Consider the following 26,802-nt stretch of genomic DNA (forward strand, 5'->3'; position numbering starts at 1 on the left):
AATTATTATATTGCGAATAGTATTGTACCAGATTTTGAATTAGTCTCTTGTCTCACTTGTCTCACTTGTCTCACTTGTCTCGCCCTTAATGTGAACAGTCCGGATGGGGAAAGGAATTTCGATCCCTTCATCGCGATAACGGCGATGCAACTTTTTGATAAACTCGTGTTTGAGGAGATACTGGTCTACATATTCCACGCAGCGCAGGATTACCGTAAAATTTATACTGAAGTCGGCAAAGGTATGGTAGCGGATGAAAGGCTCGAAAGCATGGATGCCTCCTTGAACGTCCTGCAGCGCCTCCCGCGCCACTTCGATAGTTACCCGTTCAACTTCCTCCAGGTTGCTGTCATAGCTCACGCCGACTTGGACAAGCAGACCCATTTCCGTATCGGGGAGGTGGTAGTTGGTGACGATGGCCCCGGCAAGTTTGGAATTGGGGACCAACACCATATTGTTGGGCAAGGTTTGAACCACCGTATTACGCCAGGTGATGTCGGTGACATACCCCTCCTCGCCGCCGTCCAGGCGTATGTAGTCGCCTTGACGAATTTGCCGGGTGGCAATGATGTGCAGACCGGAAAAAATATTTGACAAGGTATCCTGCAGAGCCAACGCTACTGCAAGTCCACCCACGCCGAGGGCGGTCAGAATCGGCGTGATGGAGATGCCAAGGGATTGCAGAATGATCAGGGCGCCCATTGAAAAGGCAATGGCCTTGGCCAAGTTTATGAAGATTGACGTGGCGGGGAGTACGGCTTTTTTGGCATAGTGCGACACAAACCCAGCGGCCAAACGCATCAGGAACACCGTGATCAGCAGCAGGAAAAGAACGAGAAGCAGCTTGCCTGAAATGTCGCGTATTCGGCCATTCAGGTGAAGAAACTGGGATACGCCATAGCTGCCTGCCAGAAAACAGGCGTAGAAGGTGAGGCCCCTGAGAGAGGTGATTATGATCTCGTCACCCTCCCAGGCCGTGCGTCGTGTCAAGGCTTCGAGGCGGTGCAGGACAAATTTTTCCATGATCAAGCCAATGACTGCGCTCGCTACCAATAGACAGGCTGACGTAAGCAACATATTCAACGTATCTGCCGTTACCATATCATGTATCCGAAACAGTAGGTCATACGATCCTCCCAAAACGCGAACAATAGAACGTGGCTGTACGGTTTATCCTGATTACGGCGCCACTTGGTCAGGGACGGTTTTGTACCAGACATTCATACTTTCCAGGTTGCCGGAAATATTGGTGTTGTTTGTGAGGGTACCGCCATACCGATAGCCGCTCCGGGCAAAGGTGACGTTCATGCCGAAGGAGTAAGCCCGGGCAATGGTAAAGAATAGTCGGACTCCACGTGATTGTGCTATTTTTTGCACTTGCTGCAGCAGATGAAGGGCAAAGCCGTGACCGCGATATTCGGGCAGGGTCGCAAAATCGGTCATCTCTGCCGACCGGGATGAAGAATCTATTTCAGCGGAGGCCAGGGCGACGATCCGTTCCCCCTTCCAGATGCCGAAAAACACAGTGCCGCCATGCATGGCCGCCTGGAGAAAACCGGGCTCGTGGATAGGGAACGGGTAGGTAGCGAACACCTCGCGATAGACCTCCGCCATCCTGACGGTGTCTTCTTCACGGGCCATCCGCATGGTGAAGTCTCCCGGGAGTTCTTTGACTCGGTATGAGGGTTCCTGCGCCCGGGCAACCGCCAGGACCTCTTGGACAAGCTGCGGTTGAGGTTCAAGCTTGCGGGCATCGGTGAAGTACTTCCCCATAAAACAGGCGGCGACCCCATCGGGGAAAAAATCCGGTATCGATGCCTCTACTTCGTACCCAGCGGCAACAAAGCGGGCTACACTCCATCTCGGGACCTTTGCGAATACCTTGGAATAGCCGCGAGAACAGGCCAGTCGGTCCAGATACTCGGCAAAGTCGGTGGCATCGTCAGCGTGGAGCTTCATCAGGTAGACCCGGTCGTTGGTTGGTCCATGCTGGATGATGGAGCGGCCTATGGTTTTGATCATATCACTCATGGTTCCTCCGTTTCATTCGGTCATTATCCTCCGGGGTGAGGGAAATGGCGTCGTCAAAGTCCGACAGAAGCCGCTCGATGCCGATCGCAGCGTACTCCTCCGTTCCCTCCAAGCTGAGTTCCAACTTGCAGTCGGAGCAGTTTCGGTCGCAAAAAACCGGTTCGTAGTTGTCCGGCTCCTGGTAGGTGGTGATTACACCCTCATAATTGCGCAGCACTACCTTGTTTGTGGCGAGGGTGATCAAGTAGTTGGGCATGACCGGGATTTTTCCACCGCCGCCGGGTGCGTCGATGACGTAGGTCGGGACGGCAAAGCCGCTGGTATGACCGATGAGGCTTTCCATGATTTCCATCCCCTTTCCTACCGGGGTACGAAAGTGGGAAAGCCCTTCCGACAGGTCGCACTGGTAGAGATAATAGGGGCGGACCCGATTTTCCACAAGACGCTGCACCAGCGTTTTAATGATCATGGGACAGTCATTCAGTCCGGCCAGCAGTACGGTCTGATTGCCCAGGGGGATGCCGGCGTCGGCCAGACGGGTCAGGGCTTCCCTGGCAGAGGAGGTGATCTCCCGCGGATGGTTGAAATGGGTGTTGAGCCAAAGGGGGTGGTGCTTTTTAAGGACGCTGACCAGACGGTCGGTAATTCGGTAGGGAAGAACCACCGGCATGCGGCTGCCGATACGGATCACCTGGACATGCGGTATGGCGCGCAATTCGCCGAGAATCCAGTCCAGATAGTCGTCGGAGAGCATGAGCGGGTCTCCGCCCGACAGGAGGACATCGCGCACTACCGGGGTCCCGCGGATATAGTCCAACCCCTTGGCAATCTCCTCGCGGCCCGGAATGGAGTCCCGATCACCCACCTTCCTTTTCCGGGTGCAGTGTCGGCAGTACATGGAACAGGTATTACTGATGTGGAACAACACCCGGTCCGGGTAACGGTGGGTGATGCCGGGGGCTGGGCTGTCGGCATCCTCGTCCAAGGGGTCGGTATGGTCGCAAGAGGTAACCCGCAACTCCTGGGGCGACGGGAACGATTGCCGGAATATCGGGTCGGTGGCGTAATTGGCCCGGTCGATCAGCGACAGGTAGTAGGGGGTGATGGAGAGGGGAAATTTGGCGATAGTTTCTTGGATGCTCGTTTTCTCCACATCGGTAAAGGAAACGCCTATCAACCGCTCGAAGGTGCCGATATCATTGATGGAGTGGGCAAGCTGCCACTTCCAATCCTTCCAGTTCGATATGCCGGGATTTTTGCCTATTTTTTCTGCTATGGTCTGCTGTTTTTTCGTATAGATGGTCATTCATGCTCCTTTCTCGGGGGAAATTCTGGCACTTTCCGCAGGTGAATAAAAATGCCTGAGTGTATTTTCTGCCATGTCATTCATGCCGACTTATTTCCGGTGCTTCTTCTTGGTAGATGCGGACTTCTTTGTTTTCTTGCCGCCTTTGGAAGCTGGCCCGTGCTTCTTTTTCTTTATGGATTTGCCCTTCTTTTTTTTGTGATGCCGCGTACTCTGCTTCTTAAGCTTGTGGGCCTTTTGCCATTTAATAGCCGAAACCCTGGACTGTTCAATGCGCAGGTTATCCAACAGCCCGCTTGATGCAAACAGCTTGGGATCAGCCTTTTTTGCAGCCTCCAGATATTCCTGCGCCTGTTCCAGATTGCCTTGCTCCAGGTAGACTCTCCCCAGACCCTTCATGGCTTTGGCGAAATCTTTTTTGAGTTCGAGTGCTTTTCGGTACTCGGCTATGGAAGCGTCGAATTCTTTTCTGAAGTCGTACAACAATCCCAGCTTGAAGTGGCTGTTCGGGTCGTCGGGGAAAAGTTCCACTCCTTCCTGTACAATAGCCAACAGCTTTTCATAGTTCTTCTGCTTCACGTAAAGGGTGATCAGGGTGTTTCGGGTTGAGACGTCGTTCTTGTTCAACTGGAGTGCCGATCGGTACTGGTCGGTGGCTTCCGCATCCTTTCCCTGCTTCTGGTAAAGCGTCGCCAACTCCTTGTGCGCTTCGGCATTTTCCGGGGCAAGAGAGATCGTCTCCTTATACTCTTCGGTGGCCTCCCGATATTTCTTGCTTCTCCAATAGGCACGCGCCAGCTTGAAGTGCAGCAGCGGGTTGTCACTGTATTCGTTCAGAAGCTCTCGGTATTCCCGGATGGCTTGGGTGAAATTGCCCCTCAGGGTGAAGATATCCGCCAAGTGTCGCCGCGCATCGCCATTTTTGGGATCTATCTGCACCGCCTGCCGGTAGTGCGTTTCCGCTTCGTCCAACTTCCCCTGCCGCTCATACAGCACGCCGAGCTTATAATGAATGGTGCTGTTCATGTCGCCCTTGCCAAGCAATTGCTGGTAGAGCTCGACGGCCTGTTCATCACGTCCTGCGGCCATATTGGCATTTGCCAGCTTTTGCAGGATATCTGGCCGGTTGGGGTTATCAGGGAGTGCTGCTTGATATGCTCTGATGGCCTTGTCGTATTCCTTGGCCAACATATGCGCGTCACCCTGCCGGATATAGTTGTCGGGGGTAATGGCCCAGACCATTCCCGCCAACGCTTGGCGGTATTCGAAACTGGCTCGTTCATGATTTCCCTCACGTTCAAAGCGCATTCCTTTCACCACGTGTCCGGGAGCGCCATCGGGACAAAGTCGCAGCACCCGGTCCTCTTCTCCAGCCAGTTTAATCCCCGTAAGCCCGGGAAGTGTGGATACGATTGCGCCCGCTTCGCGGCAATGGTCCGTATTTTCGCTAAATCCGCAGGTGGCGACGGCCAGCGCAAGCAGAGAAAGAGTTTTGGTAATTATCTTCATCAAATTTCCTTTCAAGCTGCCTGGCTTATTCCACGGCATGGACAGGGTAACATTGTGAGCTCGCCTGCCAAGTCCAGACATATGTGATACGGGGCTTCCGTGCCGATCGGTCGGTGTAACAGATGTGCGAATTCGTCACCAGAGGACTATGCCGGGGTGATCGTTGGTTCGCCTAGGGAAGAAACATGATGGAATGCTTGCTGCTACTGGTCATGAACCTGCCGAATCATTCTGCGCGGCCACGTTTTGCTCTCTGTGTGTGTTGTGGACGGCTGCTGCCGGAGAGTCCCTATTAGTTATATTAATAATTGGTGTACATAATAGTTGCATACAAATTAAATTGTGTCAACTCCTGGGAGTGTGATATTGGAATAACATTTTAAAATATATGGTTTATTTGATGTGGTGACGGCTATTGCAATCAAAGGGGAGTGAACGTCAATCAAGCGAAAGTAATCAGGATGTTCCAGACGTGATGGCATGAGGTAAAATAAATTCATACGTGTCGGCATTTCTCCCGGCTTTTGGTTTTGGGAAGGAGTTGGTCTGTTGATGTCTGATTACCTGCCGAGATTTTGGTAATTGATTTCGGATGAGATGGTCATTTTTTAGGCTTCAATTATTTGTTGTCATTGAAATTACGTTGAAATTCACTTTTGCGTGATGTAGAAGGGGAAGGGACGGGCAAAGAAGGAAATCCGATGAGCGATCGTTGGCCTATGGCCCTTCCCGAATGAGGTGAAGGTGCCTGAAAAAGGGTAACTGATTCACTTACCCATTTGTTCCACAGAACAAACCTGAGGAGGTTCTATGTCCCAGTTCATGGAAGTTGTAGAATTTCTCGACCCGGGCGGCGATGATATGGTCCATCGTGTCCCGGAAGAGGGCTCCGGCGAACTGAAGTTCGGCGCCATGTGCATCGTCCGCGACTCCCAGGCTGCGGTGTTCTTCAAGGACGGCAAGGGAATGGACGTGCTCGGCCCCGGCCGCCACATGCTTTCCACCGGAAATCTCCCGATCCTGACCAAGATGTTAATGCTGCCCTGGGGGTTCGAGAGCATCTTCAAGGCCGAGGTCTACTTCGTTAACCAAAAGGTATTTATCGGACAGAAGTGGGGGACACGGGATCCTGTGGCGTTCAAGGATAGTGAACTCGGGATGGTGCGGCTTCGGGCCTTCGGTACCTACACCCTTCATATCACTCAGCCGCTTCTCTTCGTGAACTCCCTGGTGGGGACCCAGGGGGTCTACACCACGGAGGCGATCACCGATTACCTGCGCGACGTGATCGTGTCCCGTCTGAACGATTTATTGGGTGAACGTCTGGATACCATCTTGGACCTGCCCAAGAGTTATGACGAACTGGCCATGGCCATCAAGGGCCGATTGGCGGGGGATTTCGGGCGCTATGGCCTGGAGTTGCAGGAATTCTATGTCAACTCCATCACCCCTCCGGAGGAGGTGCAGAAGATGATCGACCAACGCTCCCAGTTGGAGGCGCTGGGCGACATGGACCGCTTCATGAAGTTCAAGGCGGCGATGGCGCTGGGCGACGCGGCCAAGACGGAAGGTAGCGGCGGGATACTGGCGGCCGGGGTCGGGATGGGCGCCGGTGCAGGCCTGGGCATGATGCTTCCTGGGATGGTCTACAAGACCCTCACCCCGGAGAACGGCTCGCCGGAAAGCATCGCGGCTCGGGGAGCGGTGAACTGCCCCAAGTGCCACGCCGATGTTCCCCTGGACGGCCGATTCTGTCCCAAGTGCGGCCACCAGATGGTGGTCACGAACCGGTGCCCGGCCTGCGGCAAGGATCTGCCGGCCGAGGCCAATTTCTGCATGGTCTGTGGCCTGAACCTGAAGCAGAGGCCGAGCTGTCCCACCTGCAATGTTGACCTGCCGCCGGGTACGAAGTTCTGTACCGGCTGCGGCGAGAAACTGGCCTGAGGGTCCCATGCCGTTGAGCGTTGCCACTACCTGCCCCTCGTGCGGCGGCTCCTTGGAGTTCACCCACGGCTCCGTCGCCGTCCGGTGCGGGTTTTGCGGCTCCAGCCACCTGGTCACCGGACACGGCCGGATCCTCTCCTACGTTATTCCGGAACGGATCGATCTGCAGGGTGCCGTGGAGCGTGTACAAGCGAGGCTGGAGTCCAGAGAGGGGATATGGCAGATACGAGAGGCAACCCTCTTCTTTGTGCCGTTTTACCACTTCACCGGACAGGACCTCTACTGGCGTGTGGAAGAGGAGGATACGAACAACGATAAAGAGCCGGGCTTTTGGACGAAACCATTGAGCGGCCTAGAGTTGAAGGACCTCTGGGGATATCCGGGCGAGACGCCGGGGCAGGACACCCCGCGCTTGGCGGAAAAGAGGTTTGAAATGGCCTCCCGGCACATCGACCGGACCCTGCCAGCCCTGGACGCCACGGAATTACGGGTGAGTTCCCTGGGACTCCGCCCCGAAGTGCTGAAACTCAGCCTCTTCCAGAAGGAGGCGGTTGCGAAGCGGGGGCAGATATCTCCGGTGCAGGCCGCGGGAGAGGACCTGGAGCCGCAAGGCTACGCCCCGGTCCGGCCTGAGGGAATCATCGCCCGCGAGGTTATCGGCAAGACCCGGAGCATCATCCACTTCCCCTTCTGGATCGTCGAGGTCGCCGGCGGCGGGAATGGGGGTGTGATCGCTGTTGTGGATGGGGTAAGCGGCGACATAACCAACGACGCGGCTTCTCCCGGCCTGCTGGACAGCCTGGTGGCGCGGGACGGAAACCCTTTCGAGACCGTGGGGATGCGGCCCCTGAAATGCCCCGATTGCGGGGTGGACCTGCCGGTACGGACGCTGGACGTGATCTTTTTCTGCGCCGGGTGCGGCAAGGCCTGGCAGATCCAGGATACGGAGATGCAGCAGGTTCCCTATTCCTGCATCCCGCGGAGGGGAACAGCGGACGGCGGTGAGTACTTCCCCTTTTGGGTTATGGAAGCGCGCATGGTTTCCAACGGCCGGGAGATCGGGAACAAATTCGAGCTGACCCAACTTGCACCCGGCCTCCGGGTACCTCGGGAGGCGGACCGGCAGATTCCGCTCCGGTTATTCGTCCCCGCCTTCCGGATCGACAATCTGAACATCCTTTCCCGGTTGGCGGGAAACTTCACGCGCACCCAACCGATCTGGGAGGATGGGCCACTACCGAGGGGAACGGTCCCTGCCCGGGGGTGTTTCATTTCACCTCAAGACGTCCGGGAACTAGCCCCCTTGGTCCTGTTCACCCTTGTCCCCAAGGGCAATAAAAAGGCGTTGAAGTTCGCCCTGGAGGCCCAGGTGGAAGTGAAGGGAACTGAGCTTGTCCTCGTTCCGTTTGCAAGGTCCGCGATGGACTATACCGATGAGGTGACCGGACAGTCCCTGCCTATAGCTGCACTCAGAGAGGGATAATCCAGATATCTGAGGTGATTCGTGTTAAAGTAGACAGGAATTTATAGAACAGATTATAAATAGTATTCTTTTCCCGGTTCTCGATAGAATGTGTCTGATGGCGGACATGACATGAGTTTATTTGAAATTACATCCATATTGATGGTGCTGACGGCGCTGTTCAGTTACCTCAATTATCGCATTCTCCGCATGCCGACCACCATCGGGGTGATGTTCATCGCCTTAATGGTCTCACTTGGAATTGTCGCACTCGGTGCTGTCGGCATGGAAATCGGACAAAAACAACTGGCCCTGGTTCTGGAAACCATCGATTTCAATCAGGCGCTGTTGCACGGCATGTTGTCGTTTCTGCTCTTCGCCGGGGCTTTGCATATCAAACTCGATGATCTGGCGAGCCAAAAGTGGGCCATCACCGTGCTGGCAACCGCAGGCGTTATTGCCTCTACCTTTATCGTCGGTGGCCTTACCTGGGGCGTTTTGGGTCTTCTTGGCATCCCTGCGTCGTTCATTTACTGCCTTCTGTTCGGGGCGCTGATCTCTCCGACCGACCCGGTGGCGGTAATCGGTATTCTCAAAACAGCGGGAGTCCCCCAAAGTCTTGAAACTAAAATCGCCGGGGAATCGCTCTTCAACGACGGTATCGGCGTAGTTGTGTTTCTGATCATCCTTGAGCTGACGGCGGGGGGTGGTGATGTTACCGTGGGAAGAGTGGCGCTGCTTTTTTTTGAGGAGGCTATTGGCGGCGCCTTACTGGGGTTGGCGATCGGAGCGTTTGCTTATCAGTTGCTCAAAAGGGTTAACAACTACAAAGTGGAAGTGATCATAACCTTGGCCCTGGTTATGGGTGGTTATGCCCTGGCTGACCGGATTCATACCTCCGGGCCGATTGCTATTGTGGTGGCGGGTCTGCTGATCGGCAACCACGGCCGGACCTTCGCCATGTCGGAAGTTACCCGCGCCCGCCTCGATGAGTTTTGGGAACTGGTCGACGAGATTCTCAATGCCCTGCTCTTCATGCTTATCGGCCTGGAAGTACTGATTATGCCCTTTACGCGGGCGCTGCTCATTGCCGGAGTGCTGGCGATCATTATCACCCTGTTTGCCCGGTGGGCAAGCGTAGCCGGGGCAGTGTTCTTCATGCGGCCATTCAGGTCATTCAATACGGGGGCGGTCGGTATTATGACTTGGGGAGGATTACGCGGAGGAATATCGGTGGCCTTGGCGCTCTCGATTCCTACGGTGCCTGAACGGGCAACCATTATCACCATTACCTACATTATCGTGGTATTCTCCATAGTCATTCAAGGTATGACCTTGGGGAGGCTGGTTGATCGCATCTATCCCGATGGTCAAGGATAGATCACGAACTTAAACAAGGAGTCCGGACATGAAAAGAGTAAGTAAAAAACTTAGACTGGCACCGATTGTCATATTTATCTTGATAGGCGGCATGATGCTTGCCAGTGGATGTGCCCGCTATGCGCGCAATGTAAATGCTCTCTATGAACCTGCGGCGACTGCCCGTGGCGGGAGCGGTGAGGTGTATGTCGTCATCCCGGCAACCCAGAATACTCAGTCGCCGGATATCAAATGGGTGCTCGGCAAGGTCACGGATAATGACAATAATCAGATCGACGAGGTGTTCAGTCCCCGTTCTCCGGCGGAGATCGTTCAGTCGGCGTTCGGCCTGGAGCTGAGGAAGGCTGGTTATACCGTTATCCCTTCCGTTACGCGTCCAGGTGGCGACCATTTGGTAATTGACCTTACCAAAACGGAGATCAAGTTGGACCAAACCTCCGCCATTGCGGATATCAAGGCAAAATGCCGGGTGCAGGTGAAGATGGATGCGTTGAGGAATGGTCAGATGATCAAACGGCTTCAGTATGAGGCCACCTCCTCGAAAACCGATATCAAGGATCGTGACCTGCTGGCCGCAAGTGTGCTTCAGGATGCTCTGCAGTCGGTCATGCTACAGGCCGTACCTGACCTGGTCGGGTTGTTCAATCGGTGAAGCAATTCAGGAGACATGTATGCTGCGTGCTTATCTGAAGCTGATGGCCCATAACATGTCGACCTCGATCGATGCGGCCGTGGCGCGTATTGAGCATAATGCCGTCATCAAGGATCTGACCGGCCGCGCCGACCTGTCGGGCAGTTACCTGCTGATGATTGTCTTCTCTTGTTTGGTGGCGCTGTTGGGGTTGCTCACCAACAGCGTGGCGGTGGTGATCGGCGCCATGCTGATCTCTCCCCTCATGGGGCCGATTTTTTCGGCGGCCTTGGCTTTCAGTCTGGGAGATCTGCAATTGGCCAGAAAGGCGATGAAAATTATCATCGTCAGTATCCTCCTGTCGGTGTTGATCGCCGCCTTTTTCACGATCCTCTCGCCGCTCAAGGCGCAAACCCAGGAGATCGTTTCCCGAACCCGCCCCAATATCTATGACCTCCTGATTGCAGTATTCGCCGGTGCAGCGGGCGCCTATGCCCTCTGCACCAGGGTGAATTACCTGTTTGTCACCACCGGTGTTGCCGTGGCCACTGCGGTCATTCCCCCTCTCAGTGTGGTCGGATACGGGATCGGCACCGGCCAGGCCGCCATCGCCTTGGGCGGTTTTCTGTTGTTTTTCACAAACCTGGTGGCCATAGTGATCAGTTCTGTCATCGTCTTCCACATATTCAAGTTTCGGGCAAGCATGGTGGAAGAGGCTCGCTACCCGGTCCGCAGACGAATCCAGATTCTGGGAGCCGTGCTGGCGTTCATATCGGTACCGCTCGTCTATACATTAGTAACGGATGTAAAAAAAGTGAACCTCACCAGTCGGGTTGAGCGGGTGCTGAGAAGTAAGCTGGACCGCAAGGATCACTCCCGGATGACCGATTTTTCCTTCCAACAGCGGGGCGATGGATTGACCGTCGCGGCTTCGGTCAACACGACCAGGTTTTATAACGTATCAACGGAAAAGCGGATCGAAGGCGACCTGAAGACGGCACTGAAAAGACCGGTTCAGCTTGACCTGGAACAGGTAATCGTCAAAACCGGTCGTGTGGAACCCCTGAACCTGATGCCGCGTATTCCGCTCATTGCCCCCCCGCCACCACAGGCGGAAACCCTTGCCACCCTCCGGGAAAAGGCCGTCAACCGTGTCAAGGAAGGTTGTGAAGAACTGCGGGCATTCGTCAAGCCGTACCCCATCGTGCAATGTGGCATCCGTTTTTCCGATCAAGGGGCGCCTATCACCGTGGTAATGGCCATTGGGCGGGATTATCCCTTTTCCGAAGAGGAACGACGCTGGCTGAGGGTGGCGTTGGAAAAGAAACTCGGTGAACCGCTGGAATTGGATCTGGAGACGGTCCCGTTCTTGCCTCCCATTGGAGTTGGGGAGGACGGGAAACTGGATGAGGCGAGCCGGAAGGCCCTTGCGGTTCTCAAGCAGGTTGTCGAAAACGACAGTGAGCCGCAAATCATGATTACGGCGCCGCGCAGTGTGCGACAAAACCACGCTCTTAAAATTCGTGATGTCGCGGCCGTCAAGGAGTATCTGGTCGAGGTGCTGGGGATTCCCGCGGCAGTCATCACCCATGGACCGGATAGCGGCTCGGATCTGCGCGTACGGGTCGAACCGGTCCGTTTGCCGAACCAGAGGCAGTAGACTTAATGGAACCTTCAACGCTCGCAACCGAAACGCGGGAGGAACGTCCAACCAGGCGCAATATAACGGGCCTCGCCCTCACGGCGTTGGGAGTGGTCTACGGCGACATCGGTACCAGCCCACTCTATGCCCTGCGTGAATGTTTTTACGGGATCAAACCCCTCAACGCCAGTGTTGCCAACGTGCTCGGCGTCTTGTCGCTGATTTTCTGGTCCCTGATGATCGTCATCTCGTTCAAGTATCTGGTGCTCTTGATGCGTGCCGACAATCGTGGGGAAGGCGGTATCCTGGCACTCCTGGCCCTACTCAACCCCTGGCAGAAGAAATCGCGGCGCAACACTTTGCTGGTCGGACTGGGGCTCTTCGGCGCGGCCCTGCTCTACGGCGACGGCGTCATCACGCCGGCCATCTCGGTCCTTTCAGCAATCGAGGGACTCCATCTGGCCTCACCAGCCTTCGGGCACTACGTGATACCCCTCACCTGCCTTGTCCTGATGCTGTTGTTTTACTTCCAGAAACGCGGAACCGGCAGTGTGGGGGCGGTCTTCGGGCCGGTCATGGTCATCTGGTTCATCTGCCTTGCGATCCTCGGTTTGCGGGGGATCATCGGCGAGCCCCGGGTGCTGGCCGCCGTCAATCCGCTCCATGCGGCGCGTTTTTTCCGGGACAACGGTTGGCACGGCTTCATGGTGCTCGGTTCGGTATTCCTGGTCGTCACCGGTGGCGAAGCCCTTTACGCGGATATGGGCCACTTTGGACGTCTGCCTATCCGCTGGGCGTGGTTCGGGTGCGTTTTGCCGGCGTTGCTGCTCAACTATTTCGGTCAAGGAGCACTCATGCTGGGACATCCCGCACAGGGTGTTCACCCCTTCTACCAGTTGGCGCCGCCTTGGGCGCTCTATCCGCTCATCCTGCTTGCCACCTTGGCCACTATCATCGCCTCCCAGGCCGTTATTTCCGGTGCTTTTTCCCTTACCCGACAAGCGGTCCAGTTGGACCAGTGCCCCCATGTGCGTATCGTTCAAACCTCCTCGGAGGAGATCGGCCAGGTCTACGTGCCGGCTGTGAACTGGTGCTTGATGTTGACCACCATTGCATTGGTGCTCGGATTCCGTTCCTCCGGCAATCTTGCCGCTGCCTACGGCGTGGCCGTCACGACCACTATGGTCATTACCACGGTGCTGGTCTTTTTTCTGATGCGTGAACGATGGCACTGGGGGCTACCCGCCTCCGTGCTGGCCGCGCTGCTATTCCTCACCGTCGATCTGTCCTTCTTTTGCGCGAACATGCTGAAGATCTCATCCGGGGGCTGGTTCCCGCTGACGGCGGGTGTGGCGGTCTTCATTTTCATGACCACATGGAGCAGGGGGCGGGGGATCCTTGACAGTCACCTTTACCACCGGAATGTGGCGATGGAGGCGTTTCTGCAGGAAATTGCACAGAGCCCCCCCTATCGTTTACCGGGAACGGCGGTATTCATGACCGGCCGTCCGCAAGGCACCCCTCCGGTGCTTATCCACCACCTGACCCATAACCGGGTACTCCACGAACAGGTTATCCTTTTGACCGTTATCACTCGGGAGGTACCACGGGTATCGGCGACTGATCGGTTGGCGGTCACCAAGCTAACCGAAGGATTCGCGCGAGTGATAGTCTACTATGGATTTATGCAGAGTCCCAATATTCCAGTAGCGTTACGTCAATGTGAACCCTATGGCCTGATAACCGACTCCGAGACGACGACATTCTATCTGGGGCGTGAGACGCCCATCCCCACCCCGAAGGTCCCGGGCATGTCCATCTGGCGGGAAAAACTCTTCGCCTTCATGACGCGCAACTCCCAACAGGCAACCGCCTTCTTTAATATCCCCCCGGACCGGGTTGTCGAAATCGGTCAACAGGTGGAGATATGAACAGAGTGACGTTATCCTCCGCACGTCTGTAAGGAAACACCGGGGCGGGTATCGCCAGAACAAGATACTGATTTGGGGAAAGTGTTACGATTTGTGTACCCAGGTTTGCTTGCGGTGTTGGGTTCAGGCCTTTATGCGCCTAATATCCTAGCAATTTCTTTCATACCTTTGGATACATGTGAAAGCCTGTTTTGTGGGAGAATTTCAAGTTTTCTGGCCAGCATGCCTTCTGCAACTTCAGGTACCTTGTCAACAACGATTCTACCCTCAGCAGTAAGATCAATTTCAACCACTCTCTTGTCTTCTGTTGATCTCCGCCGTTGTACCAATCCTTTCGATGCGAGGCGATCCAGAATTCCCACAACCGTCGCCGGGTGCAGGTACATCTGACGTGCCAAGTCAGACACCTTGATCGGTGCGCTGCTGGCCACTATCTTTATCACCCAGAGTTGGTGTCCGGTCAGCCCGGTTTCTTTTTCCGCATTTTTTGAATACTCGTTTATCGCTTTGATGGACCGCCTCAAATTGTCGATCACCTCGGAAATGGTGTTGGCGCTATTTCCCATGCTTTCTCCTGAAAATAGATATTGACAAATGTAATTAGTAGTGCAAATAATTTAACCACCAATCAAATGATATCATAATTATTTTGTAGAGGTGAATTTAATTTTTAAACATTTAAGCCGCTGAATTGATGGAGCTTGTGACGTATGGAGTATTGATGCGCGCGGGTGTTTTGGCGTTTTGTGGATCGGCAGAAGTCGAAGCTGTAGCATACTACTAAAAGGAGAAGAACATGAAGACGATGGTCGGCTTTTGTGTCGTTGGGGCTTTAGGAGCATTGGTTGTCAGTGGCTGTGCCAAGGAGAATGTGGTCAAAAAGGATGAGGCGATTGCCCCCTCCGCGACCACTCAGGTAAAACAATCAGACGTTAAAACAACGAAGAGCATTGCTGCCACCCCTGCGAAACCGGTTCAGGAAAGCGTCAAAACAGCACCGGCAAAGGTCGAGCCTCAACCATTGACCACGGCGCTTGAGAAGATTTACTTTGATTTCGATTCCTATGCACTTTCCGACCAGGCACGTAAGACATTGACGGATAATGTCGGCTATCTGCGCAAGAACGCTGCTGCCAAGCTGCGTATCGAGGGTAATTGCGACGAGCGCGGTTCTGCCGAATACAATATTGCGCTTGGTGAAAAACGGGCCAAAACAGCCATGAAATATCTCGTTACCATGGGTATTCCGGCGGACCGCCTGACAACTATCAGCTATGGCAAGGAGAAGCCTGCGGACCCTGGCCATAATGAATCAGCCTGGGCAAAGAACCGCCGCGACGATTTCACGATAGTATCGAAATAATTGCAATAATAGCCCCTCCTCCAAGGTTCGCAGGTGAACCGGAGGAGGGGCTTCTCATCTCCAATTTTCCCATAAGGCCTTATACGAACAAAATCTATCGAACAGCACAGCATGTCATGCCTTTTGTGTCTATTTATATTCAGGCGCACATCTGAGTCATATAGGATCGTGAATAATGCGTTTTCGTCAGCGTACATATCTGCAAATTACCATTTGGGTTGCTGCGGCACTTGTTGGAGGAGCAGCAGTATTGTATGCGCGGCTCATCGAAGTCACGCAAAATTTTTATTTTATACTTGCACACGGGCACCCATACTTGGTTGCACTCAGCACTCCAGCACTATTTGTTGCGGCAACGCTGGTCGTAGAGAAGTTCGGCCCAGCTGCGAAAGGCAGCGGGATTCCGCAAGTCCTTGAAGTGATAGAACACTCTCACAGCCACATCCAAGAGAATCGTGAGCCGCCCTGGCACAACCCGTTGGTATCGCTACGCACGGCAGCGGTGAAAGTAGTATCAAGCGTCCTCGGTATACTTGGGGGCGCGTCAATCGGACGGGAAGGACCGACCGTGCAGATTGCAGCATCAATATTTACCTGGGCTGGACGAGTAACCCGCCCGATCCTCCCCCGCATTGATTTCCAATCTTTTCTTACTGCTGGAGCAGCAGCAGGTGTTGCTGCGGCGTTCAACGCCCCCCTTGCCGGCATCACCTTTGCTATCGAGGAAATTACCGAAGGCCTGCTTGGCCAATACCGGGAAATGATCATGCTTGCAGTCATTCTTTCCGGTATTGTGTCGATGGCGCTTGCCGGAAATTATTTGTACTTCGGTCACCCTGTGGTGTCGAACTTCACTGCGGTCATTATGCCCGAGACAATTGTCCTTGGAATATGCGGCGGACTCCTCGGCGGTCTTTTCGCACGCTTGCTGGCGTTCCCGAAATTGATTCGATTACCGGAGCAAAGCTGGAAGCGCGCGTTGCTTTGTGGAGTCGCATGCGCATTAATCGGACTTTACAGTGACGCCACAACGGCTGGCTCCGGATATGAGATTACTCGAAAGGTTTTGGAAAGCGCATCGGTTGAGCAATATCCGTTCTTTTTCAGTATCGGAAAGTTCTGTACTACGGTTCTGTCATACTTGTCGGGTATGGCCGGCGGAATATTTTCGCCGTGCCTGGCAATCGGTGCGGGTATCGGGTTCAGTGTTGCCAAGATCTTCTTTCTCACGAATTTCAAGGTCTGCGGGCTGCTTGGCATGGTCGGTTTCTTTTCCGGGGTTATTCAAGCGCCGCTTACGGCAGTAATCATCGTTATGGAGATGACTGACGAACACATCCTGATTATCCCGTTCATGGTCACCGCATTTCTTGCTCGCGGCATCGGTAAACAATTTATGCCGATCCCTCTGTATCGTTTTCTTGCGGATAAAAATCGGAAGGGTTAAGTTCGTGCGGCGACTGCTGATCACAATATCAGGAATCGTTTTGTGGGCGCGCAGATTAATCTAACTATCTGGATGGAAAAGGGTCACAAATGTTATCGAAAAAACGGACATTGACGCTGGTCGCGCTGTTATTGTCCGCAATAACCCTCAGCTCCTGTGCCGGCGTCACGGTGCTGACGGCCGAGCGGCCAAGGGATGAAGCCTTCCGCACCATACTGAGAAAGGAAGCTTCCACACTCAATATACCGATTGAAACATCGACGGTCGAACTCGCCAAAGTTCTGAACGAGACGATCCGCAGAGAGCTCTACAAAGGCACGGCCAATAGCTGGGGATTGACCGCGGACTTGGTCCGCAACGGTTCGATCTCTGTCAGCGCCGCCGATAACTACCTTTATGTGACCCTGCCGATCTCCATGTCACTCAGCTACGGTATGTTCGAAACCACGGCCATTCCCCTTAAACTGAAATTCAAGGTTACAGCCGGCATTACTCCCGACTGGCGACTTCATGCGGAGATTTATTACCAAGGATTGAGCGATCTACTTGCCGAGGAGGTCGCGATTGGGCCGTTGTCGATCAAGCCCCGCAGCATTGTGGAAGGAATTACCCAGCCGGTGCAGAGGCTGTTGTCCGATCTGATCGCACAAAAGATCAATGACCTGATCCCCCTGAAGGCCCAGGTTGCCAAGGCGTGGAATACTGTCCAGAGGCCGATCATGCTTGATAAAAGTTACAATGCCTGGCTGAAGTTAACCCCACGGGAGATTATGTTATATCCGTTGTCCGCCCAGAACAACAAGGTACGGTTGAGTGTGGGCATCAGCACGTTCGCCGAATTGGTAGTGGGCCCTGAACCTGCTTCCCAATCTTTGCTTCCCCTGCCCAATCTCAAGCTGGTCAACGCGTTCGACAAGACTTTTCGCATTGCTCTGAATGCGGATCTTTTCTACAAGGATCTGCGGGCCATTGCAGCGCCACTTTTGCTCAACAAGAAATTTGACTCTGACGGTAAGAGTATCATTATCAAAAATTTCGACCTGTATGGCAACGGGGACGATCTTGTCGTCAAACTGGAGACCCAGGGTTCGCTTGACGGCGTATTCTACCTGACGGCTAAACCGGTATACAATCCAAAGACCAATGTCTTTTCCGTAGAGGATGTGGACTTTGACATGCAGACCAAGAGCCTGCTCCTGCAGTCGGCCGATTGGTTTTTGCACGGTACCATCAGAAGCGTGATCCAGGACAAGCTCAACATGAACCTGAACCGGCAATTGGAACAATCACGTCAGATGGCTGGGAAGGCGCTTGCCCGGGTGCCGCTGGCGGATCACGTTTTTTTGAAAGGTGATATTAAGGACCTGAAGTTTAACGATGTGATCGTACAGCGTGACAAAATATCTATACGGGTTTACACCGAGGGAGAATCAGCCATCATGTTTCAATAGTACTTTCTTTTGGGACGGATAGAGCGTTAACGCTTTCACCAACAGGCGAAACCTCTATTCGCGTTATAATCCGTTTCGCAAATAATTTTGCAGCACAAAATCGAAAGGAGAGAAGAATATGAAAAAAACAGTAGTCGCCATGCTTGCCATTGTAGCTTTTGCCGGTACCGCCTTTGCCGCCGACGTTTTGGAGTTTCCTGCTTCAATGGGCAAAGTGGCCTTTCCACACAAAAAACATCAAGAGCTTCTTAAAGACTGTAAGAAATGCCACGCTAAGGCACCCGGCAAGATTGAGGGATTCGGCAAGGAATGGGCTCACAAGACTTGTAAGGGATGCCATTCCGAGATGAAAAAAGGGCCGACCTCTTGCAAAGATTGTCACAAGAAGTAAACACTCGACAGTAACTCCAGATACAGCAAGGGAAAAGGTGGCGCTCAGGCGTCACCTTTTTTGTTAACATCCTTAAATATAACGCATATTTTGTTTTAAAGTAGACTCTTGACAAATTAATTCGTTATGAAATAATTGGTCTATAAATAAATTGACAACGAAGACCCATGACAATGGCAACCGGCAGCAAAAAAACATTTTTTTTCAGGATAAGTGAGTTTCAGACCTTCTACCTGAGCTTCACGACGATCTTCCTTTGTACCGGCTTTTTCTATAACTTCGTGTTTTTCCGCCTGTTCAACATTCGGGCCGAGTTATTTTTTACGCTTCAGGATTATCTCGCTTCCAGTATTGAAAAGGTCTATCTGATCGTAGTTGCCATTCTTCTCGCCTCTGGCGGCAGCCATGTGATCAGATATTTGTTAAAGGAACAAAAAAAACTCTTGGGACATCGCCTGTTCCAGGGGTTTCTTTACTTGTTCCCTTTGCTCCTCTTTGTCGCAGGGCTTATTGTTATCATGAAGCTTGATAACCCGACCGGCTATTATCTTCTATCCTTCTCCGTCTATATTACCTGCGACTATCTATTGTTCAAAATAATCTTCAAAGGCAATCACGAATCCTACTCAAGATTTTTTATTCTGACGGTACTGCTGCTTTACCTCCTTCTTATCGGATCAACTATAATTATAGATCGGGATGCCGTGTATAAAGAACCCCTTAATGAGTTAAAACGCTATAGAATCAGTTTTTCTGACAGAGTCCATTTAAAACAGGCACCGTTAGTTCTTCTTGAGGCAAATAGCAGTTATTATTTCTTCTACGATAAACAAACACGGCAGTCTATTGTCATGAGAAAAGAGATGATCGATTATGTTGAGAATATACATTGATTTGATACTTTAAATATGGTCCTTTTTTTGTCTTCTACAACCGGACAGGTTTTAATTATAATGGAAAGGTACACGTGATTACTACCAGGACATAATAACGAGCTCTAAAGGAGGTCCATTATGAGAAAGTCAAGAGTAGTGCAATTCGGCGTGGCAGGATTCATTTCATTACTTATGTTGTTTTCTCTGGCCACCCTGGGGTGCAGCGAGAACAAGGCAAAGACCCAATTCATTGGATTCCCCCAATCGTTTGCCGATCTTGCCGAGAAGGTGAAGCCCGCCGTAGTAAACATCAGCACCACCTCCACCATCACCGTTCCCGGCAACCCGTTTCACCAGTTTTTCGGACCGAACCAGGGGGGGCAGAATGACCCGTTCGGTGATTTTTTCAACCATTTTTTTGATCAGACGCCGAACCGGAAGATGAAACAACAGAGTCTCGGTTCCGGCTTCATCATCAACAAAGACGGCTACATTATCACTAATAACCATGTGGTGAATAACGCCGATGAAATCAAGGTCAAACTTTCAGACGGCAGGGAATTCAAGGCCAAGGTTATTGGTCGTGACAGTAAGACCGACCTTGCGTTGATAAAAATATCTTCAACCTTCGAGAACTTGCCGGTCCTGGCCCTCGGTGATTCGGAAAAGATGCGGGTCGGCGACTGGGTGATTGCGGTCGGGAACCCGTTCGGCCTGGAACAGACGGTCACCCAGGGGATCATCAGCGCCACCGGCCGGACGATCGGTTCCGGTCCCTATGACGATTTTCTCCAGACAGACGCACCGATCAATCCGGGGAACAGCGGCGGGCCGCTCGTCAATCTCAAGGGCGAGGTCATCGGCATCAACACCGCCATAATCCCCGGCGGCCAGGGGATCGGTTTTGCCATACCGAGCGCGCTTGCTAAAACCATCACAGCCCAACTTAAAGAGAAGGGCAAAGTGGTGCGCGGCTGGATCGGGGTGACGATCCAAAATGTCACCCCCGAGTTGGCCCAATCCTTTGGCATGAAAGAGGCGAAGGGCGCCCTGGTGGGAGATGTCGTCAAGGGCGGTCCAGCAGAAAAGGGCGGAATAAGGACCGGTGACATTATTGTCACCTTTGACGGGAAGAACGTCAAAACCTCCAACGATCTGCCCCGTCTCGTTGCCGAAACGGCGGTGGGCAAAAGTGTTGACATCACGGTCATTCGTGAGGGCAAGGAGGTGCATGCCTCCGTCAAGGTGGAAGAATTGACCGAGGAAAAGGTCGCCGCCCAGTCCAGTGCCCCGGTACAGAGTTTCGGTATGAAGGTTGACAACATTACGCCTCAGATCCGTCAGCAACTGGGAACTACCGAAAAAACAGGGGTTGTTGTGGTGAGTGTGGAGCAGGGCAGCTTGGCCGATGAGGCCGGGATCCAACAAGGCGACGTCATTAAACAGGTAAACCGGAAGAACGTCGGGAACGTGGCGGATTACAATACCGCACTTGGCAAGAGTGGCGCGGGACAGCCGGTGCTGCTGCTGGTAAAACGGGGAAAACAAACCTTCTTCGTTACCATGGAAAGGCAATGACGTTTGATAACACAGTCCGTTCCTGAGACAATCGCCATAGGGAACAAAAATGGTACGGGATACATGTTATCATCTGTTTTGAGGAGCATGTCAAATGCCACCGTCTCGCCATGAATAGCGGCTGCATATCGTGATCATGAGACGAAAAAGGAACGGCAATGAGTGACATTCTGGAAAGAAGGGAGTATGGGCCTTTCGTATTGGCCCTACTCTCTTTTCTCACCGGCATCATTGCCGGTTGCGGAGCATTCCTGTTTCGATCTTTGATTGCTTGTTTTCATAATCTGTTTTTTTACGGCACGTTTTCATTTTCTTATGATGCCAATATCCATATGGCCCCAAGCCCTTGGGGAGCACTTATAATTTTCGTTCCGGTTATCGGTGCTGTCATTGTCGTATATTTGGTCAGGAATTTTGCTCCAGAAGCAAAGGGACATGGGGTCCCTGAGGTGATGGATGCAATCTACTACAATAGTGGAGTCATCCGGCCCATGGTTGCAGTCGTGAAATCGCTTGCTTCCGCCATTTCAATAGGCAGTGGCGGTTCTGTGGGGCGGGAGGGTCCGATTGCCCAGATAGGGTCAGCCTTTGGATCCACACTTGGACAAATGCTGCGGGTCAGTCTTTGGCAATGTAACGTCCTTATCGCCGCAGGAGCGGGAGGTGGTATCGCCGCAACATTCAATACCCCTCTGGGCGGCCTTCTCTTTGCGGTTGAAATACTGCTCTATGAGGTAAGCGTCAGAACCCTGGTCCCGGTAATTATTGCCACCGCATCGGCAACTTATATCGGTCAGCTCTTTTTTGGCACTTATCCGGCTTTTAAAATTCCAGCCCTTGAATCCCCCTTCTTTCATCTCGACAATCCGCCAGTACTTATCGCCTATATTGGGTTGGGTATTACGATGGGGGTGGTATCAGCCATCTTCATAAGAACTTTCTATGGTATCGAGGACCTCTTTGAAAGACGGTTCCCCGGCAATGACTATGTACGCCACATAACCGGAATGTTCATTGTCGGCTTCATGTTCATGATACTTATGAGGTATACAGGACACTATTACATTGAAGGAGTCGGCTACGCAACGATTCAGGACATCCTTACGATGACCCTTCATGGGGCGGGCTTTCTTCTCATTTTGTTGGCGATGAAACTGGTTGCTACGGCCCTCACGATCGGATCAGGTGGTTCAGGAGGAATTTTCTCACCGTCCCTATTTATCGGGGCAGCCTTCGGAGGGGCCTATGGTATCGTTATCAATCAATTTTTTCCGAACATGGGGATAATAGCTCCCGCATTTGTCGTGGCGGGAATGGCTGGAAGCGTTGGTGGGGTGACTGGGGCGGCCCTGACAGCAATCGTGATGACTCTGGAGATGACCCTTGACTACAGCGTGGTGATTCCTGTGACTATAACCGTCGCAATCAGCTTTGGTGTAAGGAAACTCCTCTGCAGGGAGAGCATCTACACCATGAAGCTTGCCAGACGTGGCCATGTGATGCCGGATGCGCTTCATTCGACTCTTCATAACCTGAGAAGGGCGGAAGAGATTATGGAGACTCGGTTCACCGCGATACCACCGGGTCTTTCCATTCACAAACTGGCTGAGCTGGTTCAGGATGAGCCCGATACTCAGTGGTTTCTCATCACAGACGCGGAAGAACTGGTTGGCCTGTTATCGCGGGAAGCGGCCCTCGAAGCGGTGGTCTCCAGGTCGGGTGCGGAAAATGTGGAATCCGCCTCATCGCTTAGTTTTATAATCGTGAGGGAAGATATTCTATTTTACAATATCATTGTGCGGATGCACCTTGCCAATGCCGCAGCGGCATTAGTGGTTCGGGATGAAGCATTGCAGCCTGGAAACGTGGTTGGCGTTATCGGCAACACCCAGATAACCAAAACGGTTGCCCAAGGAGCTGAATTTTTTCCGGTTCTGTCGGGCGGCAGATAAGTGTGAAAGATTCGGGAGGCTGCTTTTCGTTGGCATTAAGGGGTAATGTTGGTGGTGCCAGCTTAGAATTATAGTAGAGCAAAGTCCTCATAGATAGTTTTAACGAGTTGTCTACAAAGGCTTAGGCACATTTACCTCGGGTGACATAATCAATTGAGGAGGAATTTCCTGTGCCCCCAAAATCTTAACAAACTGTTCCAGTCCGTCGTATATGTTTATCAGTTGCGCGTCCGTTAGAGCTTCAAGTCCACCGACAAGAAGTTCTTGGGCCACATTTGGAGATTGGCTGACTTTTTCGTTCCCGAGAGGGGTAAGCGCAAGTTCGACAACCCGCCTGTCCTTGGTTGACCTTGTCCTTTCGACCAACCCCCTTGCTTCGAGTCGATCAATAATACCGACAACCGTCGCAGGATGTAAATACATCTTGCGAGCCAAATCAGAAAGCTTGATCGGAGCAATTTCGGACATCACTTTGATCGCCCAAAGTTGCGGTCCGGTTAACCCCGTCTCGTGTTCGGCCCTTTTCGACTGTTCATTGACGACCTGAAATACGCGCCGCAAATTATCGATTATGCCCGCCACCAGTTCCGGTGTAGCTTTCATTCCAAACTCCCTTGCCAACACGTATTATGTTTCAATAACATAATTTCAGTCTGTTACACAATCATGCGATTTTTAAAATATTTTCAAAAAGGAACTCTCCCACGGCTTGCTACGAGGAGGTTCATTCCTCATGCGTGCTTTCACCTTCAAATCGATGTAATTCCAGAATTCCGATCATTGAATTGAGGAGTCCGGTCAGTTCCGATTGCTTGGAAAGATAATACGGCGCAGCCGTCTGATCGTCCTCGCCGATATGAATGCCGAATACATCGACATTTCTCAGTCGAAAGACCTCTTCGTCGGTCACATCATCTCCGAAAAATATTGCCCTTTTTAACCCGAAGATATCCATGGCGGCCACAAGTGCCTCTCCTTTGGTAAAGGCTTCCATTGGTAACAGGTTGATCACATATTTGCCGCCTATCCTCCTTGGGCTGGGCTTGAGGTCCCTAATCGCGGCATCTATAAGCGAGAGGGTGTTCGCCTGGTCGGTTGCCTTGCGATAATGGATGGAAAGCGATGCCCCCTTGAACTCGATTTCCACTCCATTTATGCCGTTAAGACGCTCATGGAGCTGATCTTGCCAGGCACTGCTCCATTGCCTGAATTGAGGATTCTGCAGATATGAATCAGCCGGCCATTCTGCACCGTGGTTGCCGATGACCAATTGCGGTTCAACACCGAGAATGTCCAAGGCATCTTGTCGCGCTCTCCCCGTAATAACGCAGAACTTCGCCAGTTTGACAAATTTATCCAAAGTAGTTCGCATCGGTTCGACAATCCGGGCTGCGGAATAATCGTCAACTATCGGTGCCAGCGTGCCGTCGAGGTCGAAGGCGAACAGGGTGTCAGGAGCCACATAGCCGGCAAGGGCAGCAAGTCCCTCCGAATGAAATAAGTATGATGAAGTCATCCTTTCCTCCCTATCCTGGTAGCTAATTTTTCCCGCTGGCGAACACGGGCCGCATCCAGAAGCATCCTGCCGGCCCATCGGTAGACATTGAAATCGCGAACCAGCGCCCGCATACTGTGCATGCGTTCGCGTTGCTCGAAGTCGGGCATGGTGAGCGCGCGATACAGCGCCTCAGCCGTCTGTTCGATATGGTAGGGGTTAACGATGAGCGCTTCGTGCAATTCATGGGCAGCACCGGTAAACTGACTTAGGATCAGCACCCCCAGCTCATCGTCACGGGAGGCTACAAATTCTTTCGCCACCAGATTCATCCCGTCGTGAAGACTTGTCACCATGCAGACGTCCGCTGCCCGGTAGTAATGGTTCACCTCTTCGGGTTCGTGATGTTCCGCTTTGAGGTAGATCGGTTGCCAGCTCCCGTACGAGAAGCGTTGGTTGATGCTTGTGGCCAAGCCCCGGACCTGTGATTCGAACGCTTGGTAGTCTTCAAGTGCCGAGCGGGTTGGTGCAGCAATCTGGATAAAGGTAAAGCGTCCCGCCATCTCGGGATAGAGTTCCAACAGCTTTTCAACGGCTCTGAAGCGCTCAAGTATTCCTTTTGTATAGTCCATCCGATCCACGCCGAGCCCTATTTTGTGATCCGGCAGGAGCCCAAACGCCTTGCGTATTTTCGCCCGGCAACTCTCAACGGTCGGCTGCGAATCTCGCCAGGGCGGGGGCCACTGGATCGAGATCGGATAGCTTTCCACCATCGTCAGTTTGCCGTGACGGGAAATCGTGGAAGATTCGTGCTCGATGCGTGTTTCCAGGTAGCGGTCCACGGTTTCAAGAAAGTTCTTGCAATGGAAGGGGGTATGGAATCCAAGAATTGTGCTGCCGAGCATCCCCTGCAATAACGCCTCTCTCCAGGGGCAGATGCCAAAGGATTCCGGGTTGGGCCAGGGGATGTGCCAGAAGGTGATAATAGTTGCCTTGGGGAGCGCTTTACGGATCATTCCCGGTAGCAGTGCAAGGTGATAGTCCTGAACCAGAATAACCGGATCGTCGCTGTCCGCTTCTTTGGCCACCGCGTCGGCAAATCGCTGATTGATGGCCACATATTGTTTCCAATCGCTGGAACGGAAAATGGGGCGTACGTGAGCAATATGGCAGAGCGGCCAAAGCCCCTCATTGGCAAAGCCGTAGTAATAACCGTTTTCCTCTTCTTTGGTTAGCCAGATCCGCCGTAGCGTATATTCGGGGTGCTCCGGGGGAACCTGAACCCGATCATGGCGATCAACAGTCTCACGGTCGCCCGAACCGCTGCCATGGGCGATCCAGGTGCCGGAACAGGCCCGCATGACCGGTTCAACTGCCGTCACCAAGCCGCTTGCGGGGCGATTGACCTCGATCCGTTCCTCTTTTTTGATATGGATGTATGGTTCTCGATTGGATACGACGATAATCCGTTCACCGGTGAGTTGTTTATGCAGGAGTTGCCGTAGGGAGTCAGGACTCCATGTAATGGTCGCGTCATCGGCAAATCGCCGCTCGGTATCGATCGCCCGTAGGAGTGTGCGCAGATCCCCCACGAGCGGCTGTAATTCAGAAGCTACCGCAGGTTGGGAAAACGGCTTGAGTATGCCTTCGCCGCGCAGCATGGCCCGTACGCCGTCCATCCAACCGCGCCAGCTCAGATGAGCGACAAATACCGTGATGACTGAGATGACAACCCCGAGTAGCGCAAAGACGATAATAATATATTTGCGGGTATCGGCACTGCGGCGCTCGACGAAACTCATGTCGTGAACGAGAATCAGGGAGCCGTTTTTTTGTCCCCCATCCTGTACCATTGGATAAACGGCCACATGAACCGACCCTTGGGGAAGTTGGTGAAGAGGAGGACTTACCGACTTATCGTCTTTTAATACGGCAGATGAGCAGGAAAGGGATTCCGGAAAGGTCGGCGTGCGATAGAGAAGCTTGCCATCGCCATCACAGTAACCAAGAGCCAGCAGGCGCTCGTCCTGTATGACCCGGAGCAGAAGGGCATTGATCTTGGCTTTGTTTCCCTGCTGGAGAAGCTCGGCCAGCGGGTCATGCAGCGTGTTGGCAATCAGGCGGGAGCGGATATCCATATCACGAATGGCCCAACGCATGGTAAGCTTGTCAACCAGGGGTACCACCGCATAGGCAAGTAGTGTCAGTGCGATGACGAGAGGCAAGATGAAGCGCAGTGACAGGCGAAGGGATCGTAGAGTCGACATTACCGTATTCTCCTCTTAAGTGGGTAGTCGCAGCATTTGATGAACCGGATGGCGGCGTTGGTTAATCCGGCCATACTGTGGCTCTCGACAAAATTACCTCCTGTTTTCATGTTAAAACGTCAAGGCGCCTGGCAATGAGACCTTATC

Annotated in this window: 21 protein-coding genes; 13 read left to right on the top strand and 8 right to left on the bottom strand. The window is 53.0% G+C overall.

Annotated elements, in window-relative coordinates; genetic code table 11:
- Positions 1-39: 39 nt before the first annotated feature.
- The 4 genes from LDN12_RS06520 to LDN12_RS06535 form a co-directional block, all read right to left on the bottom strand.
- Positions 40-1,101 (bottom strand): mechanosensitive ion channel family protein, encoded by a 1,062-nt coding sequence (locus LDN12_RS06520; RefSeq protein WP_223921872.1) that lies wholly within the window; start codon positions 1,099-1,101, stop codon positions 40-42.
- A 78-nt stretch (positions 1,102-1,179) separates the two neighbouring features.
- Complete coding sequence (ablB, locus tag LDN12_RS06525) at positions 1,180-2,031, bottom strand: putative beta-lysine N-acetyltransferase (protein WP_223921873.1); 852 nt, start codon at positions 2,029-2,031, stop codon at positions 1,180-1,182.
- A complete protein-coding gene (gene ablA, locus LDN12_RS06530; protein WP_223921874.1) occupies positions 2,024-3,337 on the bottom strand; it encodes a lysine 2,3-aminomutase in 1,314 nt (437 codons plus the stop codon). Before ablA ends, ablB begins: the two co-directional genes overlap by 8 nt.
- Before the next feature lie 90 nt (positions 3,338-3,427).
- Positions 3,428-4,846 carry a tetratricopeptide repeat protein gene (locus LDN12_RS06535; RefSeq protein ID WP_223921875.1) on the bottom strand — a complete coding sequence of 473 codons (1,419 nt, stop codon included), beginning with the start codon at positions 4,844-4,846 and terminating at the stop codon, positions 3,428-3,430.
- An 810-nt stretch (positions 4,847-5,656) separates the two neighbouring features.
- Here LDN12_RS06535 and LDN12_RS06540 point away from each other — a divergent pair.
- The 6 genes from LDN12_RS06540 (at position 5,657) to LDN12_RS06565 (ending at position 13,836) form a co-directional block, all read left to right on the top strand.
- Positions 5,657-6,790 (top strand): SPFH domain-containing protein, encoded by a 1,134-nt coding sequence (locus LDN12_RS06540; RefSeq protein ID WP_223921876.1) that lies wholly within the window; start codon positions 5,657-5,659, stop codon positions 6,788-6,790.
- 7 nt (positions 6,791-6,797) lie between these two features.
- Positions 6,798-8,273 (top strand): hypothetical protein, encoded by a 1,476-nt coding sequence (locus LDN12_RS06545; protein ID WP_223921877.1) that lies wholly within the window; start codon positions 6,798-6,800, stop codon positions 8,271-8,273.
- Between the two features lie 111 nt (positions 8,274-8,384).
- On the top strand, positions 8,385-9,632 hold the full coding sequence (locus LDN12_RS06550; RefSeq protein WP_223921878.1) for a sodium:proton antiporter: 1,248 nt from the start codon (positions 8,385-8,387) through the stop codon (positions 9,630-9,632).
- A gap of 28 nt (positions 9,633-9,660) precedes the next feature.
- Entirely contained in the window at positions 9,661-10,284 is a 624-nt protein-coding gene (locus LDN12_RS06555; RefSeq protein ID WP_223921879.1) for a hypothetical protein, read from the top strand.
- Positions 10,285-10,303: 19 nt separating this feature from the next.
- A complete protein-coding gene (locus tag LDN12_RS06560; RefSeq protein ID WP_223921880.1) occupies positions 10,304-11,923 on the top strand; it encodes a TIGR00341 family protein in 1,620 nt (539 codons plus the stop codon).
- A 5-nt stretch (positions 11,924-11,928) separates the two neighbouring features.
- A complete protein-coding gene (locus LDN12_RS06565; RefSeq protein ID WP_223921881.1) occupies positions 11,929-13,836 on the top strand; it encodes a potassium transporter Kup in 1,908 nt (635 codons plus the stop codon).
- Positions 13,837-13,967: 131 nt separating this feature from the next.
- On the opposite strand, the gene LDN12_RS06570 is transcribed toward LDN12_RS06565, so the two are convergent.
- The gene (locus tag LDN12_RS06570; protein ID WP_223921882.1) at positions 13,968-14,402 is read right to left on the bottom strand and encodes a MarR family winged helix-turn-helix transcriptional regulator; all 435 of its coding nucleotides are present in this window, start codon (positions 14,400-14,402) and stop codon (positions 13,968-13,970) included.
- Positions 14,403-14,632: 230 nt separating this feature from the next.
- On the opposite strand from LDN12_RS06570, the gene pal reads away from it, so the two are divergent.
- The 7 genes from pal to LDN12_RS06605 all read left to right on the top strand — a co-directional run bounded on the left by pal (position 14,633) and on the right by LDN12_RS06605 (position 22,893).
- On the top strand, positions 14,633-15,199 hold the full coding sequence (gene pal, locus LDN12_RS06575; protein WP_223921883.1) for a peptidoglycan-associated lipoprotein Pal: 567 nt from the start codon (positions 14,633-14,635) through the stop codon (positions 15,197-15,199).
- 175 nt (positions 15,200-15,374) lie between these two features.
- Positions 15,375-16,646: a chloride channel protein gene (locus LDN12_RS06580; RefSeq protein WP_223921884.1), complete on the top strand. Its 1,272-nt coding sequence runs from the start codon at positions 15,375-15,377 to the stop codon at positions 16,644-16,646.
- A gap of 89 nt (positions 16,647-16,735) precedes the next feature.
- Positions 16,736-18,097: a DUF4403 family protein gene (locus tag LDN12_RS06585; protein ID WP_223921885.1), complete on the top strand. Its 1,362-nt coding sequence runs from the start codon at positions 16,736-16,738 to the stop codon at positions 18,095-18,097.
- Positions 18,098-18,215: 118 nt separating this feature from the next.
- A complete protein-coding gene (locus tag LDN12_RS06590; protein ID WP_223921886.1) occupies positions 18,216-18,488 on the top strand; it encodes a cytochrome c7 in 273 nt (90 codons plus the stop codon).
- 167 nt (positions 18,489-18,655) lie between these two features.
- Positions 18,656-19,381, top strand: a complete 726-nt coding sequence (locus LDN12_RS06595; RefSeq protein WP_223921887.1) for a hypothetical protein — start codon at positions 18,656-18,658, stop codon at positions 19,379-19,381.
- 120 nt (positions 19,382-19,501) lie between these two features.
- Positions 19,502-20,941: a DegQ family serine endoprotease gene (locus LDN12_RS06600; protein ID WP_223921888.1), complete on the top strand. Its 1,440-nt coding sequence runs from the start codon at positions 19,502-19,504 to the stop codon at positions 20,939-20,941.
- Positions 20,942-21,099: 158 nt separating this feature from the next.
- A complete protein-coding gene (locus tag LDN12_RS06605) occupies positions 21,100-22,893 on the top strand; it encodes a chloride channel protein (protein ID WP_223921889.1) in 1,794 nt (597 codons plus the stop codon).
- Between the two features lie 111 nt (positions 22,894-23,004).
- Here LDN12_RS06605 and LDN12_RS06610 read toward each other — a convergent pair whose 3' ends face one another.
- The 3 genes from LDN12_RS06610 to LDN12_RS06620 form a co-directional block, all read right to left on the bottom strand.
- Positions 23,005-23,496 (bottom strand): MarR family winged helix-turn-helix transcriptional regulator, encoded by a 492-nt coding sequence (locus LDN12_RS06610; RefSeq protein WP_223921890.1) that lies wholly within the window; start codon positions 23,494-23,496, stop codon positions 23,005-23,007.
- A 121-nt stretch (positions 23,497-23,617) separates the two neighbouring features.
- On the bottom strand, positions 23,618-24,409 hold the full coding sequence (gene otsB / locus LDN12_RS06615) for a trehalose-phosphatase (protein WP_223921891.1): 792 nt from the start codon (positions 24,407-24,409) through the stop codon (positions 23,618-23,620).
- Positions 24,406-26,655 (bottom strand): trehalose-6-phosphate synthase, encoded by a 2,250-nt coding sequence (locus LDN12_RS06620; RefSeq protein WP_223921892.1) that lies wholly within the window; start codon positions 26,653-26,655, stop codon positions 24,406-24,408. Before LDN12_RS06620 ends, otsB begins: the two co-directional genes overlap by 4 nt.
- Positions 26,656-26,802 lie beyond the last annotated feature (147 nt).

The organism is Geobacter sp. AOG2, from assembly GCF_019972295.1.
GTDB lineage: Bacteria > Desulfobacterota > Desulfuromonadia > Geobacterales > Pseudopelobacteraceae > Oryzomonas.